This is a genomic window from Bacillus cereus group sp. BfR-BA-01380, assembly GCF_022663535.1.
Taxonomy (GTDB): domain Bacteria; phylum Bacillota; class Bacilli; order Bacillales; family Bacillaceae_G; genus Bacillus_A; species Bacillus_A cereus_BB.
In genome coordinates this window covers 1-16440 of record NZ_JAKUFS010000048.1, presented here as the reverse complement: position 1 = coordinate 16440, position 16440 = coordinate 1, and the positions used below count along the sequence as shown (strand labels likewise).

Sequence of the window (16440 nt, the reverse complement as noted above, 5' to 3'; positions counted from 1 at the left end):
TCGCAAAGCTCGTTTTCTCAATCGAAAAAAGAAAGAAGGCTGGTTGCCACCATCGATTCAAAGCAGAGTAGATAACCAAATTCATTGGATTGAAACATTCAAGTCACTCTTCCCCTCACCAAAAGTCATTGTAGAAGTAGGGAAATTTGATGCGCAAAAGCTAAAAAATCCCAGTATACAAGGAATAGAATATCAACACAGAGATGCGTTTGGCTTTTGGAATACAAGATATTACGTATTTGCGAGAGATAACTATACGTGTCAAATCTGCAAGAAAAAAGGTGGTATCTTGCATACGCATCATATTATCGAATGCTGCAATGGTGGCTCTGATATGGCAGATAATCTTGTAACAGTGCATGATGAATGCCATCAAAAATTTCATCAAGGGACACTCAAACACATTTTCAAGAAACCAAAACAATATAAAGAGACTGCTTTTATGAATATATTGCGGTTACAAATCATAAATCGTTTAGATTGTGACATTACGTATGGCAGTTACACCACAATGAAACGAAAAGAGTTAGATTTATCCAAAACACATGTAAATGACGCCATTGCGATTACAAATCCAAAACGGTTACAAGGATATGACCAAAGCGGCGAATTTCGCATCAAGCAATTTAGAAAGAAAAAGCGTTCCCTACATGAAGCAACCGCAAGAAAAGGAAGGAAAACAAAGAATACAAGTGCAAAACGGAACAAGAAAAATACACCGCATGTAGATGGAATCTATTTAGGGGATAAAGTGAAAGTATTGGGACAAGTAGGATTTGTGGCAGGGTTTACAGGGAAAATGGTATACGTACAAGATATATATGGACAATATATACAAAATCCTGCTAAATCTTATAAACAAGTAAAGAGATCAGAGATAGAACGTATACACCATACGAATAATTGGCAGTTCTTACAAATCAGTTAGGCGATGCCTAACCGAAATTCATCCCCACTTTACCGCTGGGCTCACTTCATGCCCGTCACGCGCTTGAAGATGGGGGCTTCTTTCGGAATTACGTTAAAAGTGGAGAAAAGTGGCTTTGTGTTATCTGCCATATAGCAATTGAAAGAAGCACATATAGGAGGATTTTATGAAACAAACGTATTTAGAAGGCGAAAAAGTAGTTGTTCGAACAATAGAAGACGCAGATTTTTACCCGCTATGGCAAGAAGTTTATAAAGAAGAACATCCAGAGTGGAAAAAATGGGATGCACCGTATTTTCCGTTTGTAAGACAAGAGTTTTCTGCTTTTCAAGAAGGACTACGTTTTAAATTAATGAAAGATCCATATTCAAAGTTTCTTATTGAAAAGGATGGTGAAATTATAGGAATCGTAACGTATTACTGGGAACATGAGCCTTCACGTTGGTTAGAGATTGGGATTGCGATTTACAATCCAGCATATTGGAATGGAGGGTATGGTACAGAAGCTTTACGTATGTATATTGACTTTCTATTCCAACATATGACGATCGGAAGGGTCGGTTTGACAACATGGTCAGGAAATAGCCGTATGATGAAAGTAGCTGAGAAACTTGGTATGCAGTTAGAAGGAAGGATGAGGAAATGCCGTTATTATAATGGGGTGTATTATGATTCAATCCGGATGGGAATGATTCGTGAGGAATGGGAAGAAATGAAAGTGGTGAAGAGATAAGTTATTTGTATTAAGAATGATTTGCTAGATGTATAAAAAGTAGTAGGAGGAGCCTTTATGAATTTTATGATTCGTGAGATGAAGGAAGAAGATATTCCGTCTGTACAATATGTGGCCAAGACTTCTTGGGATGATACATATAAAGACATTATTCCAGCAGCAGTACAAGAGAAATTTTTAGAGCATGCTTATTCTGATGACATGATGAAGCAGCGATTACAACATTCGCATTTATTTGTAGGAGAAGTAGATGGGGAAGTTGTGGGGTTTGCTAATTTTTCACCAATAAAGTATGAAAATGAAGCTGAGTTAGGAGCGATATACTTATTGCCCGCGTACCAGGGGAGCGGTATGGGAACAGCGTTATTACGTAAAGGAATTACAATATTAGAAGGTGTTAAGAAGATATATATTAACGTAGAATCAGAGAATAAAACCGGAAAAGCATTTTATACTGCAAAAGGGTTTGCGGTGGTTGATGCGTTTGAAGATGACTTTGATGGGCATATGCTGAAAACATTAAGAATGGTATTGCATGTTTAGTAGGGGGAGGAAAGAGTGGGTTATGATTCAAAGAGCAACTGAAAGTGATGTGGAAAAAATTTTAGCTCATGCGGCTGAGTCTTTATATGAAGGAACTATGAAAACGAGAAAGTTTAGTCAAGAGAAAGTACTGGAAATTACGACGCCACTTTTAGAAAAAGGAGCATATTATCTTGTTAGTAAACAAGATAATATTTTAAAAGGGTGGGTATTGATTGGAAGCAATAAGGACTATTTTTCTGGGGAAGAATTAGGTTTTATTTATGAATTGTATATATTTCCTCCTTATCGTGGGGAAGGTCTTTCACGTAAGCTTATGAGAGCAGCGGTTGATGAACTCGAAAAGTTAGGTTACTCAGAAATTCGTTTGAATGTATTTGCAGGGAATTTTGCGAAAGAGTTGTATAAAGAAATGGGATTCGTTGAGAGGCAAATTGTTATGAGTTTGAGATGTGAGAGTAAATAAATTGGGAAGAAAAGTAGAATTACGCAACAATTAGAGTCAAGAAGGTGAAGAAATGGTAAGAGAAAATGAGTACGTTCAATACTTGGAAAAAGTTTACCCGAATCTTGACGTGCAGACTGCCTATGTAAATGATATTGGTCAAAATAACGATGTACTAATTGTAAATGAACATATAGTATTTCGTTTTCCAAAATATAAAGAAGGAATTGCAAAACTCATTGCTGAGACAAAGTTGTTAGAGAAAATACAAAACTATGTTTCACTTTCCATTCCTTGTCCAAGCTATCAACATTTTCAGCCAATGGAGCCTGGGAAAGTATTTTCTGGTTATCACAAAATTAATGGGGAGCCATTTTGGAATACACCACTTTTATGAACCGTTTCCAATTGTAGAGCATTTTCAGTGTGTAGACTGAGATAGGATTTTACATGAATATAATGAAACTGCCATCAGTAGGAATGAAGATATTCTATGCTGATGGCAGTTTCATTCTAGCGATACATCGTCCAAGTTCCAATATCCTCAAAGCCTAAACGTTTATAAATTCGTCCAGCAGCAGGGTTGCTGTAAAATAAACAAAGTGCTCTGCCTTCCTTGGTAAAATCTTGAATCATTTTACTTACGATTTGCGAAGCATATCTGTTTCCGCGGTGATTTGGGTGTGTACATACCCCTACAACCATGGCAGATAATGAATTTTCAGCAGATGTGGATGCACAGGCAATAATTTTTCCGTTTTTCTCTATGTAATATGTCCGGCCTGTGTTTGTTTCAATTGCTTGGCGCAGGAGTTTCCCGCTATTGTCTGCCATCTTAAATTCAGTAATTTGTTTTCGTAAATGCATAATACGATCTACGTCCAAGGCAGTTGCTATTTTTATGTCCTCTTTGCTTGTATCTTCGACTAATTGTTTTGCAGTTGTACATTCACAAAAGTATGTCTGCAGTTTTTTACCAAGCTTTAAGTTCGTGAGGTTTTCAAAATGCTCGACAACCTCTGATTTTCCAGAGAGTTTAATATGGTCATAGTTAATGAATTGATTCATGAATGCTTCTGACTGGAATGAATCCCTGGCATAAGCAATAAAGGAATCATGGAAACGCAATAAGACAGCGTGTAATTCATTTTTTATCGTAAATTGCCCCCATAGTTCTTGAAAGTTTTGATCATATCCAAATGCCTCAATATCACCGATTAAGAATAAATTAAATGCAGCTTCTTTCCTTAAGAAAGAAAGTACTTGTTCATGATCTTGTTCAGTTAACTTGCGAATCATGTTTGCTGTCCCCTTTTTTGTATTTTCTAAATATTAGTACGTATTATTTTGAAAATCAATAAAAAATTTATGTTTAGTTCACAATGTTTAGGAAAAACTAGGAAGGATATGAAAAAGGAGGTTATGAACGGTGGATCATCCAATTCAAGGGCTGATGAAAGCAGCAATGGAAAATTTGAAAGAAATGGTTGATGTAAATACAATTGTCGGTGAGCCTGTTCAAACAGCTGATGGTGGCATTGTATTAACTGTTTCAAAGGTAGCGTTTGGCTTTGGAGCAGGTGGATCAGATTTTTCCACAAATGATGCACAAAAGGTACAAGGTCATCCGGCATTTGGTGGTGGTAGTGCTGGTGGAGTTTCTATTACACCGGTTGCTTTTCTTGTTGTAAATAAGGAAGGCGTAAATATTCTTCATTTACAAAATGCAACGCATCTGGCAGAGAAAGTAATTGAACTTGCACCGCAAACCATTGATAAAATTCAGTCGATGTTTCAAAATAATAAAAAACAAGATCATTCACATTATCCAAAAAATCCAGATGAAATCGCATGAAAAATGCCTGTTTATAAACAGGCATTTTTTCTTGTAATGGAGATGTAATAAAACTCATAAAAATGTAAATAGTTTTTGTAGTTTTTTCTATATTTCTAAAAATTTTCGTGATAAAATATCCTATAGTATTGAAACATATAAAACGAAGGTGGCTAGGTGCTTTGTCTGGAGGATCTGACCAAATCAAAAATATGATTTATATTAATGGTAATCGTCGCAATCATTGTTTTATCACATCTGGAATTACGTTTGAGGAGTTTGCAAGCAATATTCCTTCACCGCTTCATCAAATGCTGCTTTTAAAGCATAGTTTTGAATGGACGGACTTTCATTATCATACTTTATTCGAATATGTAGAAGAAGAGAATATACATAAATTAATTTCAGCAGATGTCGAGGAGTTTGAGGAATTTTGTTGGATTGATTTTGATGATGTAAATGACCTGGATGAATTGGCGCCAAAAGAAATTGCAGAATTGCTTTATTTGGCGCACAAAAAGGAACCGCTTGGGAAGGCTTTTTTCCCGCTTTTGAAAAATAGATTTGTTTATCTTTCTTACGATGACGGATGGTATAATAAAGTATATTACCGAAGAATGCATGACTTTGTTGGCATGCTTAGTAAGGTAATTCCTTATAAACTTGGCTCATTTGGAAAAAAACGATTCGCATTCTTTCAAAAATCGAAAATTTATCCAGCAATTTCAAAAGAGGTTATTCTTGAACTTCTGCCATTTATGGAAGATGGCTTATACTTAGACTTAGCAGGGAAAATAGAATCAAGACGCGGTTTAGAGATTCCTGTTTATGTCATCGGTTCGTATGAAAGTACAAATGAAGTTTTAGATGGTTTAGAAGATTTGAAAAGTGAAGCTTCTAAAACAGGATGGCTTATCTTTGATAAGAAAGAACAAGAGTGGCAGTGGGTAATGGATTAAGAGAACTTGACGATATGAGTCAAGTTTTCTTTTTTGAAGGGAGACAAAATGGAGAAGAATTTTCTTGTAGTAGGTATTGGTAGTATTATACTTGTCGCAATCATGCTATTAACATGTCCGAAAGAAGCGGATTTTCAAAAGCATTTAGAAGACAAATATTCAATTGTGTGTAATGAAGTGGATTTTAACTGTACGCAGAAAAAAGATCAAAAAGAAGAGAAAATGGAGTTTGTTAGTATGGATGTTCGAAACGGTGTATTTTTTATAAAGATAGAGCAGACGTTTCAAACAGAAACAGAGAAAAAGAAGACGTATAGCGCTGTTGGAATATTGGGTATGTTTCTCTTTTCCACTGAAAAGACTTTCTAATGTAGAAGGTCTTTTTTTTGTACTCTCTTTCATATAGTTAGGATAAGACAAGCTTAGGGAGGGAGTAATGTTGAATAAGATTTGCATGGTTTGCGGGGGAGAAGACTTTTTTTCGTCTACATTATATGCTCGTACAAAACAAGACTGGGCATATGCGCCAAATATGTATCGCTTTGAAAAAGTATTTATTGAACAGAGAGATGAGGAGAACTATCCAGTGTTTCAAGAAATTACTGCCTATCATTGTAGTAGCTGCGGATATGTGATGTTATTTCGTTAATAAGCATCCCTTACAAAAGAGAAAGTAAACGAATTAATTTTGAAATGGAAAAACTTCTAGATTTAGGATGAATTGGCGAAAAAATAAGCTGTATATGAGAAAAAGGAGTGACAGATTCACTCCTTTTTCTTAGTAGGTAAATATTGTGTGTCATAGTTTGTATCAAACAAGTGTTTTTTAAAGTGCTGATAAGAAGAACGGATATAATAAACTAAAAAGTAAAGAAAATCCTCCAAAGCCAATGGCTGTATATCCGAGTGTTTTTGCTTCGTAACGAACAGCAAGAAGTCCAATAAGAATGGAAAGGGATCCAAGTGTAATGGGATAGAAAGCTATTGAAAATAAAGAGAGAAATAATGCAATGTATCCAACAATTGCACCAATGTCTGTCCGCTCTTCTTCTTTATGAATTTCTTTACGACGACGTCTAATTGGAAGCCGCTGAGGCGTGATTTCTATTGCATATTCTTCCTGTTTTTCTCCGCTTTTTAGATGATGTATTCGTTTTTTCGGCAAGGAATGTCCCTCTCTTTCGAATTAGGGTATGCTTAGTATTTTTTATTAAATAAGAAAACATGCTTATTATTTATATACAAACAAAGAAAAAAATGGGAAAACAATTATCTGTTATATTATCCATCTCTTCTTAAGAATAAACAGGAAAAATGTAAAATGGTGTAGAATGAATTTTATGTAGATGTAAAATGGAAAGGTGGGCGAAGAATGACGAAGTTTAATTGGCATGAAGCAGCGCAGCAAAAATGGAATGATAATGCGGATTATTGGAATCAAAATAGTCAAGAAATGTGGGATGATGGTAGCCGCAGTACAATTATTCCGTTTTTTCAAAAATATATACGAAGCGGAGAAACTGTTCTTGATGTAGGATGCGGGGATGGGTATGGTACATATAAACTAAGTAAAGCTGGTTACAAAGCTTGTGGTGTCGACTTATCGGAGCAAATGATTGAAAAAGGGAAAAAGCGAGGTGAACATTCTAATTTATCGTTTATAGTGGGCGATCTTACTTCGTTACCGTTTCAAGATGAGGAGTTTGCCTCCGTTTTAGCGGTAAATTCATTAGAATGGACCGAAGCACCCCTTCAAGCGTTGCAGGAAATAAAGCGAGTGTTAGGAAAAGAAGGTTTTGCCTGTATTGCTATTTTAGGACCAACTGCAAAACCGCGTGAGAATAGCTATCCGCGTTTATATGGAAAAAATGTCATTTGTAACACAATGATGCCATGGGAGTTTCAAAAACTTGCACAGGAACAGGGGTTATATTTGATAGATGGAATGGGAGTATATAAACGAGGGGTAAACGAAAAGATGATTGGACAACTTCCGCTTGAATTGCAGCAAGCCTTAACATTTATGTGGGTATTTATGTTTCAAAAGAAGTAACTTTTCTTGCTACTAACAGGCAATTACTCTCACTGATAGAAGTTTTATTTTAAGGGTGGATTATAAGTGCAGAAAATACAAAAAACTGATACAATATTTTCAGAAACAATTAAAGGGGGACTAGGGAATATGACAGCAACTACTACAGTAAAATCTGATATTGAAATTGCGCAAGAAGCAGGTATGAAGAAAATTCAAGAGATTGCAGCAGAATTAAACATTTTAGAAGAAGAATTAGAGCCGTACGGTCATTATAAAGGGAAACTATCTCTTGATATTTTTAAGCGCTTACAAGGGGAAGCAGATGGAAAAGTTGTACTAGTTACAGCAATTAACCCTACTCCAGCAGGGGAAGGAAAATCAACGGTAACAGTTGGTTTAGGACAAGCATTTAATAAAATTGGTAAAAAAGCAGTGATTGCACTTCGTGAACCATCTCTTGGACCAACTATGGGATTAAAAGGCGGTGCAGCAGGCGGAGGCTATTCACAAGTTGTACCAATGGAAGATATTAATCTTCACTTTACAGGTGACATTCATGCGATTACAACTGCAAATAATGCACTTGCAGCATTTATTGACAATCATATTCAACAAGGAAATGATCTGCGCATCGATACGCGTAAAATCGTATGGAAACGTTGTGTAGATTTAAATGATCGTGCACTTCGTAATGTTGTAATCGGCCTTGGCGGACCAGTACAAGGTGTACCGCGTGAAGACGGTTTTGATATTACAGTTGCATCTGAAATTATGGCTGTATTCTGCTTAGCGACAGATGTACAAGACTTAAAAGGACGTTTAGCACGCATTGTTGTTGCTTATAACATGGATAATGAACCTGTAACAGTAAAAGATTTAGGTGTAGAAGGTGCATTAACACTATTATTGAAAGATGCGTTAAAACCAAATTTAGTACAAACGTTAGAAAATACACCAGCGATCATTCATGGCGGCCCATTTGCGAACATTGCACACGGCTGTAACAGTGTAATCGCAACGACAATGGCAGCAAAATTAGGTGATTATGTGATTACGGAATCTGGTTTTGGTGCAGATTTAGGTGCTGAGAAATTCTTAGATATTAAAGCACGTGCAGCAGGCATTAAACCAGAAGCAGTTGTTATTGTTGCAACAATTCGTGCTCTTAAAATGCATGGCGGCGTAGCGAAAGATGGCTTAAAAGAAGAGAATGTTGATGCGTTAGCAAAAGGTATGGAAAACTTACAAAAACATGTTGAAACCATTCAAGCATTCGGTGTTCCATTTGTTATCGCAATTAACAAATTCATTACAGATACAGATAAAGAAGTTGCATACTTACAAGAGTGGTGCAATGAGCGCGGTTACGAAGTATCTTTAACAGAAGTATGGGAAAAAGGCGGTCAAGGCGGTGTTGACCTGGCAGAGAAAGTATTAAAAGTAATTGAAAAAGGTGAGAATACATACGCGCCTTTATATGATTTAGAGCTTTCGTTAGAAGAGAAGATTCGTACAATTGCTCAAAAAGTATACGGTGCAAAAGATATTGAATTTGCGCCAAAAGCTCGCAAGCAATTAACACAATTTGCTGCAGAAGGCTGGGGTAACTTACCAATTTGTATGGCGAAAACACAGTATTCTCTTTCTGATGATCCAACAAAACTAGGACGTCCATCTGACTTTATTGTGACAATTCGAGAATTTAAACCATCTATTGGTGCAGGCTTTATCGTTGCATTAACAGGAACAATGTTAACAATGCCAGGCCTTCCAAAGAAACCAGCTGCTCTTCAAATGGACGTAAATGAAGATGGAAAAGCAGTAGGTTTATTTTAAAAGGTTGTATTTCTTCTCTTTTATCGGTAAACTATACGTACATCATGCGGCGCCTTTCGATGGAAAGGCGCTTGTTTTTTGGAGGAATATATGTTTGATCCAACTGCTTTTGAAAATTTAAAAGTTGTCGTTGAAGGAGCTGTATATGATTTTGATTTACATGCTGACATTATTATAACGAATCGAAAGGATATAATGGATCTGGCATCACTTAGTCGTACATATACCATTTCGTTTCAGCTCACAGAATATATCAAGCCATTAGTGGAAGCGACGTTTTTATTATCAGTTAATGCAAAAAATTTATCAGGTGAGATATTAGAGGTACCAAATTTTGTTCCTGGTTGTGAAATGAAGCTTTTCTTTGAATTTCCTATAGGGTATCCAGAAAAAGATTGCCAAGAAATCGAAGCGTTGCTACAATCCATATGGGGAAAAGAACGAATGATTACGCAGCAAATTTCATACGAATATAATAAGCAAGCGATTTCATATCATAATAAAGTAGACATCTTATTTCAAAAAGCGATTACAGAAGATCATGTTGATGACTTAGTAACTGTTATTTCTCATATGATAGAAACGATGCGAATAATACAACAATTTCTTCAAAAATAGAGATAAAGGAGAAAAAGAAATGATAAAAGAGATGCAACCATTTTTGCAACAAGCTTGGGAGAAGGCTGGTTTTAAAGAGTTTACTGAAATTCAAAAGCAAGCTATTCCAACAATTTTAGAAGGACAAGACGTTATTGCTGAATCTCCAACAGGAACAGGTAAAACATTAGCGTATTTATTACCACTTTTACATAAAATTAACCCTGAAGTGAAACAACCTCAAGTGGTTATTTTAGCACCAACACGTGAACTTGTGATGCAAATTCATGAAGAAGTACAAAAGTTTACTGCAGGTACTGAGATTTCAGGTGCATCTTTAATTGGCGGTGCAGATATTAAGCGTCAAGTAGAGAAACTAAAGAAACATCCGCGAGTAATCGTAGGGTCACCTGGACGTATTTTAGAACTAATCCGTATGAAGAAATTGAAAATGCATGAAGTGAAAACAATTGTATTTGATGAGTTTGATCAAATTGTAAAACAAAAAATGATTGATGCGGTGTCCGACGTAATTAAATCGACAATGCGTGATCGTCAAGTCGTATTTTTCTCGGCAACAATGACAAAAGACGCAGAAGAAGTAGCGCGTGATTTTGCAACTGAACCGCAAATTCTGCGTGTGAAACGCACAGAAACGAAGAGTCTTGTTGAACATACGTATATCGTTTGTGAACGCCGAGAAAAAAATGATTTTGTTCGTAAAATCATGCACACTGGTAATGTAAAAGCAGTTGCTTTCTTAAATGATCCGTTCCGTTTAGATGAAATTGCTGAGAAATTGAAATTCCGTAAGATGAAAGCAGCGGCTCTTCATGCGGAAGCAAGCAAACAAGAACGTGAAGCAACAATGCGTGCATTCCGTCAAGGCAAAGTAGAGATTTTATTAGCAACAGACATCGCAGCGCGTGGACTAGATATTGATGACTTAACACACGTTATTCATTTAGAATTGCCAGATACGCTGGACCAATATATTCATCGTTCAGGACGTACAGGACGTATGGGTAAAGAGGGGACAGTTGTTTCACTTGTAACACCGCAAGAAGAGAAAAAGTTACTTCAATTTGCGAAGAAGCTAGGTATTCAGTTTAAGAAACAAGAAATGTTTAAAGGATCGTTTGTTGAATCGAAACCGAAAGAACCAAAGAAAAAGAAACCAGCATTCACTGGGAAGAAAAAGCCTAGATAAGTAAAAAAGACGCGGCTACGAATATTACGTAGTCACGTTTTTTTATTATCATTTAGATGTGGATGGATTAGTGGTTTGCTTTTCTAAACAGAATATACCTTTCTGAATAGAAGTTTCTATATATCCAATGATTTGATTTAGTGTAAATACTTGTAGGTTTGCGAATACATCTTGCTGTGAGTACAGCATATCTTCAAAAATTAACGATTTAAAAGCATAGATGTTTTCCTCAAGCACTTCTTCAACATTTACCACACTTGCTTTCATATTCAAAATATGAAATAAACTCCGATCTCTATCATAATAATGGAGCAGTTTTCCATTTAAAAGTTTAAAGTCATGATGATACAGAGAAAGAAGGTTAGGATCATAATCGATTCGATTTTTGAGCCAGGGGAGATAAAAACCTTGTAGCCACATATCATCGGCAATGAGATGTGTATAGTACCCTAATATGAAGGGAGAATCTTTATATACTTTATATTTATGAAGAAATGCTTCATAATCAATTCTTCTTGTATAGTTCTTTACTGTACCTGTATAAAAGTGCGATATTTCTTTTTCATTTCTAGAATGAACTGCATCAGCAGCAACCCCTCCGAGTAGGAAAGAGGTTTTATCATGAATAGCCAGCTTCTCTGCAATACAATTTGCGATAATTAAATGCATAATTCTTGAGCCCATATAAGACACCTCCACTGGAAAGGGAACTATATTATGTTAGTTGAACATCTAATAAAACTTTTCCAGTACTTTGTCTACTTTCGACCCATTCATGTGCTTTCCCTGCATCCTGAAGCGAAAAACGTTTTTCGATTTTAATTTGTAGGCTACCATTGCTTAAAAGAGGAAATATTTGCTCTGCAGTATGCCCGAGTAAATGAGGCCGTTTTTTTCGAGTTGTGCCAAAGCTAAAGCCAAGAATAGACCGGCAGCTTGCATGTAGATCTTTTGTCTGAAATGTTCCGATAGCACCGCTTGCATTTCCAAAATGGACAAGGCGCCCATAGAAAGCAAGACATTGCAAGCTTTGTTCTGATATGGTACCAGAAATAGAATCTAATATAACATCTGCACCTTCTCCATTCGTAATCTCATTCACTTTATGTACAAAATCTTCTTCCTTATAACAAATAACATAATCTGCCCCGGCTTCTAAAGCGATTTTCTTTTTTTCTTTATTTCCAACTGTTCCAATGACTTTTCCAGCACCTAAAATGTTAGCGAGCTGAATAGCTGTTGAGCCAATTCCTCCTGCAGCGGCATGGATCAGTACAGTTTCGCCTTGTTGTACTCTTGCAACATTTGCTAGCAGTGTATAGCTTGTAAAGGAAACAATTGGACAAGCCGCAGCAGTTTCAAAATCAATTTCATCTGGTAATACAAAAGTAAGTTCTTCATTTGCTACAACATATTCGGCATACGATCCGTTAACAGGAAAAGCAATAACGCGCTGCCCCGCCTTAATATTCGTTACGTTAGATCCGACCTGTTCTACGATTCCAGCAGCATCGATACCAGGTATAAAAGGAAGATTTCCAGTTCCCTTTTTTCCATATCGAGATTTAATATCAGCAAAGTTCACACTTGTTGCAACGACGCGAATTAAAACTTGATTCACGTTAATAGACGGCATAGCTACGTCTGTATACTTCATCATTTCAGGGCCTCCAAAGGCAGTTACAACAATTGCTTTCATGATTAGTCCTCCTAAAGTAGATTCTATAGTTTATTTTAAATGCCCGTGATAATTTGGGAAATTATATAATGGTTATTAGGGGTTATAAGAAAATGTTATGAAAAATTTATTTCCAAAAAATCGAACGAAATTTTCTGTTCTTGCCAATATATAGTGTACGACTTATGGAAGGAGGGGATGAAAGATGGAGAAATCCGCTGAATATGGTTATCTTATCGAACGGACGTTATTAGGAAATCAGGAAGCATACAGTGAACTATACGATAAAACAATTGAAGATGTGTATAAGACAGCTCACTTTTTAATAGAGGATAAGTCGGATGTAGATGATGTTGTTCAGGAAATATATATGCAATTGTATCAATCGCTTAGTCAATATGATCGGCAGCGTCCTTTTCGGCCATGGTTAATCGGTCTTGCTGTAAGACAAATTCATTCCTATAGGAGAAAGAGATGGATGCGTCTACGGATTGTGAAAAAAGCAGAAGAACAGCGAAAGCCAATTGAATTTGATTTTTCTAATGATCTTGTCAATAAGTTGTCCAATCAAGAGCTTATTGTTACCTTATAAATTAAAACAAGTCATCATCCTGCGGTATTTACATGATTACTCTCAAGAAGAAGTAGCAAATATTTTAGATATACCAGTTGGAACGGTTAAATCTCGAATTTATGCAGCTTTAAAGAAATTACGGCAAAAAGAGCATGGCGGAAATATTATTTTAAAAGAAGTGGGGGATGTATGATGAGTCTTGAATACAAAGTAAGAGAAGCTTTACAAGAAGAAACGAGAGGAATTGTACCATCACCGGAATTGAAAGAAAAAGTAATGAATCAAATGAAAATAAAACGTGGAGGGATATCGAAGAAAAAACATCTTATAACGGGTGTGTTAGCAGCAACATTACTTATTCCAACGAGTGCTTTTTCGTATCAATCTCTTGTAGCGGATGGTGTGTATGGATCATTTGATAATGTAAAGAAACATTTTGCAAATGCAACACTTCAAGGGTATATGCATGTAAATGCGAAGTTATCGCAAGCAAAAGGTGAGATGGGAGAAAAAGAGTATAAAGAGTTTACAGTATTGTTAAAAGAATTACTAGATACAAAAATGAAGTATGGAGATGCAAATGGTAACATTGATTATGATCAACTTTCTCAAGAGAAACAAGAGGAAATGATGAAGGCTTCCATGGTAATTCAACCGTATTTCGATAAGTTAAACGGAAAGAAATCAAGTAAAGAAGTGTTAACTCCTGAAGAATATAAGCAATACGTACATGCTTTAATGACATATGAAAAAATACAATCGAAAATGAAATCAAGTGAGGGAATTACGATAGATAAGGTGCCTGAAGAGTATAAAGCAGCATTTCAAGAAGCAGACAATTTTATGAATTATGTCAACGAAAAAGTACAAAAGTAAATTATTGAATGAACTTTACAAAAAGAGTCCATGACAAGAAAAATGGACTCTTTTTGTATTACAGCGACAAACATTTTGGTGAAGATAGTATGATTCTTATTTTGAAGTAGTTTTTGTTTGTTCTCGCTTTATCAAATAATCAATTATTCCCATAGCCCCGATTTCTAAATCAAGTTTTAGTAAGTCATAAATAGAATGTGACGATGGGACACCTTGATTTGTAAGATGTGATGAAACTTTTTCAAGTAATAAAAGGGATAGTTCTTGACTCGCCTTTTCAAAATTTTGTTCATGTTCAAACACTTGCTCTCCTGCTTCAACAAATATTGGGAGCCAATGTTCTAGCTGCGTGCAAATTTCAGAAATATGAGAAGAGGCACCATAATGACCGAAATAGATAAAATCGACATTCATATTTTGAATACGGTCTTTTGAAGATAGCATCGCATCGGGTTGAAACTGTGTAGGAGATGTTGTTGGCAAATAAAGTTCAACACCTAGTTCAGCTAATTGACGGTAGTAAATACCAATCGTGTCGCCAGTAAATATACCGTTTGTTAAAGAATCATGAATGCTAATGTGATGCTTTGCATGACCTGGTGTATCGTAGAATGTCAGCGTCCGGTTATTGGCGATTTGTAATGTTTCACCATCTTGTACGATGTGAACGCGTTCTTCTGAAATAGGCAAGATGGGATGAAAGAGTGTATCAAATGAATCACCGTAAACAGCTTTTGCACCTTGAATGAGTTTTGTTGGATCAATCATGTGACGAGCGCCTCGGGAATGAACGAACAGCGTTGCATTTGGGCATTTTTCCATCATTAAGCCAGCTGCACCAGCATGGTCCAAATGAACATGTGTAACAATAATATTTTTTATATCGGCCAGTTGGATATTCAACTGTTGTAATCCATCTAACAGATAAGGAAGAGAAGGTGCAGCGCTCGTTTCAATTATAGTAATGTCATCACCGAGTAAGACATATGTACCTGTACGTTGTTCATGTTGTAAGTCATAATCGTCGATCAGGTATAGCTGTGAAGAGAGTTTTTCTACTTTTTTCAAATTTATCACTCCATGTAGTTTATTATTCTTTTATTATAAAAGAAAAGGCAGAAAACGAAACATCGTTTTCTGCCTTTATGTAATACGTTTAGTTATTATGTTGTTTGCTAAGAGACATAATAAAGTAGCCGACAAGACCACCAATTGCTGGAACTGTAATCATTCCTGCGAGTGTGAAATATTTGCTTAAGAAAATACCGTTAACATCCATAAACCAACCTAAAACAAGTAACATCATCATGTATAATACGAAATAAAATTCGCGATTAGAAAGCTTTTCACTTTGTGCAGTTTTCATTATCAACACCATCCCTATTTTTAATAATGGAATTGAAAATGTCACAATTTAGAAGGTAAACTGTCACATTTTGTTCACACTTTCATTGTAAAACTTTCCAAGGAAAATGTCTAGTGAATTGTGACGATTTTTTGAACAAAAATAAAATGTTCTCATTAGACAATATACACCTTGCATTTTATGATAGAACTATAGGAGTGTATGACATGAAGGAGTCGATATAATATGACAATTTATGATTTTTCTGCAAAAACAATAAAAGGAGAAGAAAAGTCGTTACGTACATATGAAGGAAAAGTAGTAGTAATTGTGAATGTTGCCAGTAAATGTGGTTTTACACCGCAATATAAAGGATTGCAAGCTTTGTATGAAAAATATAAAGAACAAGGTTTTGAAATACTCGGATTTCCATGCAATCAATTTGGAGGACAAGAGCCAGGGACAGAAGAAGATATTACAAGCTTTTGTGAATTACATTACGGTGTATCTTTTCCAATGTTTGCGAAAGTTGATGTGAAAGGTGATGATGCGCATCCGCTATACAAATATATGACGGAGCAGGCACCGGGCATACTTGGCATGAAGGCGGTAAAATGGAACTTTACGAAGTTTTTAATAGGGCGTGATGGAAAAGTAATTGAGCGTTTTGCGCCGCAGACGAAGCCAGAGCAGTTAGAAAAGGAAATTGAAAAGGTACTATAGAAAGAAGAGGCTCATATGAATACTCCCCCACTTAGCAAAGCTTGAAGTGGGGGTTTCTAACGTTTCGACCTAACGGACGATTAACGTCAGTGGAGTTAACACACTAGCGAGCTGTTCCACGCCT

General features: G+C 36.0%; 21 protein-coding genes and 1 pseudogene. 16 read left to right on the top strand and 6 right to left on the bottom strand.

Annotation, left to right across the window (positions count from 1 at the left end; genetic code table 11):
- From iscB to MR076_RS24925, 5 genes are all read left to right on the top strand, one after another.
- A partial coding sequence (gene iscB / locus MR076_RS24945; RefSeq protein ID WP_242225245.1) for an RNA-guided endonuclease IscB occupies nt 1-928 on the top strand: 928 nt, incomplete at its 5' end.
- A 166-nt stretch (nt 929-1094) separates the two neighbouring features.
- The gene (locus MR076_RS24940) at nt 1095-1661 is read left to right on the top strand and encodes a GNAT family N-acetyltransferase (RefSeq protein WP_242225244.1); all 567 of its coding nucleotides are present in this window, start codon (nt 1095-1097) and stop codon (nt 1659-1661) included.
- Nucleotides 1662-1718: 57 nt separating this feature from the next.
- Complete coding sequence (locus MR076_RS24935) at nt 1719-2204, top strand: GNAT family N-acetyltransferase (RefSeq protein WP_242225243.1); 486 nt, start codon at nt 1719-1721, stop codon at nt 2202-2204.
- Nucleotides 2205-2226: 22 nt separating this feature from the next.
- Complete coding sequence (locus MR076_RS24930) at nt 2227-2670, top strand: GNAT family N-acetyltransferase (RefSeq protein ID WP_242225242.1); 444 nt, start codon at nt 2227-2229, stop codon at nt 2668-2670.
- Between the two features lie 52 nt (nt 2671-2722).
- The gene (locus MR076_RS24925; protein WP_242225241.1) at nt 2723-3046 is read left to right on the top strand and encodes a protein kinase family protein; all 324 of its coding nucleotides are present in this window, start codon (nt 2723-2725) and stop codon (nt 3044-3046) included.
- A gap of 116 nt (nt 3047-3162) precedes the next feature.
- On the opposite strand, the gene MR076_RS24920 is transcribed toward MR076_RS24925, so the two are convergent.
- On the bottom strand, nt 3163-3948 hold the full coding sequence (locus MR076_RS24920) for a GNAT family N-acetyltransferase (RefSeq protein ID WP_242225240.1): 786 nt from the start codon (nt 3946-3948) through the stop codon (nt 3163-3165).
- 130 nt (nt 3949-4078) lie between these two features.
- Here MR076_RS24920 and ytfJ point away from each other — a divergent pair, with 130 nt between their 5' ends.
- The 4 genes from ytfJ (at nt 4079) to MR076_RS24900 (ending at nt 6091) form a co-directional block, all read left to right on the top strand.
- Entirely contained in the window at nt 4079-4504 is a 426-nt protein-coding gene (ytfJ, locus tag MR076_RS24915; protein WP_242225239.1) for a GerW family sporulation protein, read from the top strand.
- A 161-nt stretch (nt 4505-4665) separates the two neighbouring features.
- Nucleotides 4666-5442 carry an oxalate:formate antiporter gene (locus MR076_RS24910; RefSeq protein WP_242225238.1) on the top strand — a complete coding sequence of 259 codons (777 nt, stop codon included), beginning with the start codon at nt 4666-4668 and terminating at the stop codon, nt 5440-5442.
- 48 nt (nt 5443-5490) lie between these two features.
- Nucleotides 5491-5811, top strand: a complete 321-nt coding sequence (locus tag MR076_RS24905) for a hypothetical protein (RefSeq protein WP_242225216.1) — start codon at nt 5491-5493, stop codon at nt 5809-5811.
- 67 nt (nt 5812-5878) lie between these two features.
- Nucleotides 5879-6091, top strand: coding sequence for a hypothetical protein (locus MR076_RS24900; protein WP_090997903.1), 213 nt, complete (start codon nt 5879-5881; stop codon nt 6089-6091).
- Nucleotides 6092-6268: 177 nt separating this feature from the next.
- On the opposite strand, the gene MR076_RS24895 is transcribed toward MR076_RS24900, so the two are convergent.
- The gene (locus MR076_RS24895) at nt 6269-6607 is read right to left on the bottom strand and encodes a permease (protein ID WP_242225214.1); all 339 of its coding nucleotides are present in this window, start codon (nt 6605-6607) and stop codon (nt 6269-6271) included.
- 207 nt (nt 6608-6814) lie between these two features.
- Between MR076_RS24895 and MR076_RS24890 the strand changes: the two genes are divergently transcribed.
- The 4 genes from MR076_RS24890 (at nt 6815) to MR076_RS24875 (ending at nt 11120) form a co-directional block, all read left to right on the top strand.
- The gene (locus MR076_RS24890) at nt 6815-7495 is read left to right on the top strand and encodes a class I SAM-dependent methyltransferase (RefSeq protein WP_242225212.1); all 681 of its coding nucleotides are present in this window, start codon (nt 6815-6817) and stop codon (nt 7493-7495) included.
- Nucleotides 7496-7624: 129 nt separating this feature from the next.
- Nucleotides 7625-9313, top strand: a complete 1689-nt coding sequence (locus MR076_RS24885) for a formate--tetrahydrofolate ligase (protein WP_277928611.1) — start codon at nt 7625-7627, stop codon at nt 9311-9313.
- A gap of 90 nt (nt 9314-9403) precedes the next feature.
- The gene (locus MR076_RS24880) at nt 9404-9931 is read left to right on the top strand and encodes a hypothetical protein (protein ID WP_242225207.1); all 528 of its coding nucleotides are present in this window, start codon (nt 9404-9406) and stop codon (nt 9929-9931) included.
- A gap of 19 nt (nt 9932-9950) precedes the next feature.
- Nucleotides 9951-11120: a DEAD/DEAH box helicase gene (locus MR076_RS24875; RefSeq protein WP_242225205.1), complete on the top strand. Its 1170-nt coding sequence runs from the start codon at nt 9951-9953 to the stop codon at nt 11118-11120.
- A gap of 48 nt (nt 11121-11168) precedes the next feature.
- Here MR076_RS24875 and MR076_RS24870 read toward each other — a convergent pair whose 3' ends face one another.
- Together MR076_RS24870 and MR076_RS24865 are read right to left on the bottom strand one after the other, a co-directional pair.
- A complete protein-coding gene (locus MR076_RS24870) occupies nt 11169-11804 on the bottom strand; it encodes a hydrolase (RefSeq protein ID WP_242225202.1) in 636 nt (211 codons plus the stop codon).
- Nucleotides 11805-11835: 31 nt separating this feature from the next.
- Nucleotides 11836-12819, bottom strand: coding sequence for a quinone oxidoreductase family protein (locus MR076_RS24865; RefSeq protein WP_242225200.1), 984 nt, complete (start codon nt 12817-12819; stop codon nt 11836-11838).
- 184 nt (nt 12820-13003) lie between these two features.
- Here MR076_RS24865 and MR076_RS24860 point away from each other — a divergent pair.
- Both MR076_RS24860 and MR076_RS24855 read left to right on the top strand, forming a co-directional pair.
- Nucleotides 13004-13565: pseudogene (locus MR076_RS24860) on the top strand (sigma-70 family RNA polymerase sigma factor).
- Nucleotides 13565-14248: a DUF3600 domain-containing protein gene (locus tag MR076_RS24855; protein ID WP_242225198.1), complete on the top strand. Its 684-nt coding sequence runs from the start codon at nt 13565-13567 to the stop codon at nt 14246-14248. The pseudogene MR076_RS24860 and the gene MR076_RS24855 overlap by 1 nt, the downstream one beginning before the upstream one ends.
- Nucleotides 14249-14344: 96 nt before the next feature.
- On the opposite strand, the gene MR076_RS24850 is transcribed toward MR076_RS24855, so the two are convergent.
- Both MR076_RS24850 and MR076_RS24845 read right to left on the bottom strand, forming a co-directional pair.
- Nucleotides 14345-15316 (bottom strand): MBL fold metallo-hydrolase, encoded by a 972-nt coding sequence (locus tag MR076_RS24850; RefSeq protein ID WP_242225196.1) that lies wholly within the window; start codon nt 15314-15316, stop codon nt 14345-14347.
- 88 nt (nt 15317-15404) lie between these two features.
- A complete protein-coding gene (locus tag MR076_RS24845) occupies nt 15405-15626 on the bottom strand; it encodes a DUF3925 family protein (protein WP_242225194.1) in 222 nt (73 codons plus the stop codon).
- Between the two features lie 213 nt (nt 15627-15839).
- Here MR076_RS24845 and MR076_RS24840 point away from each other — a divergent pair, with 213 nt between their 5' ends.
- Complete coding sequence (locus tag MR076_RS24840; protein WP_242225192.1) at nt 15840-16316, top strand: glutathione peroxidase; 477 nt, start codon at nt 15840-15842, stop codon at nt 16314-16316.
- Nucleotides 16317-16440 lie beyond the last annotated feature (124 nt).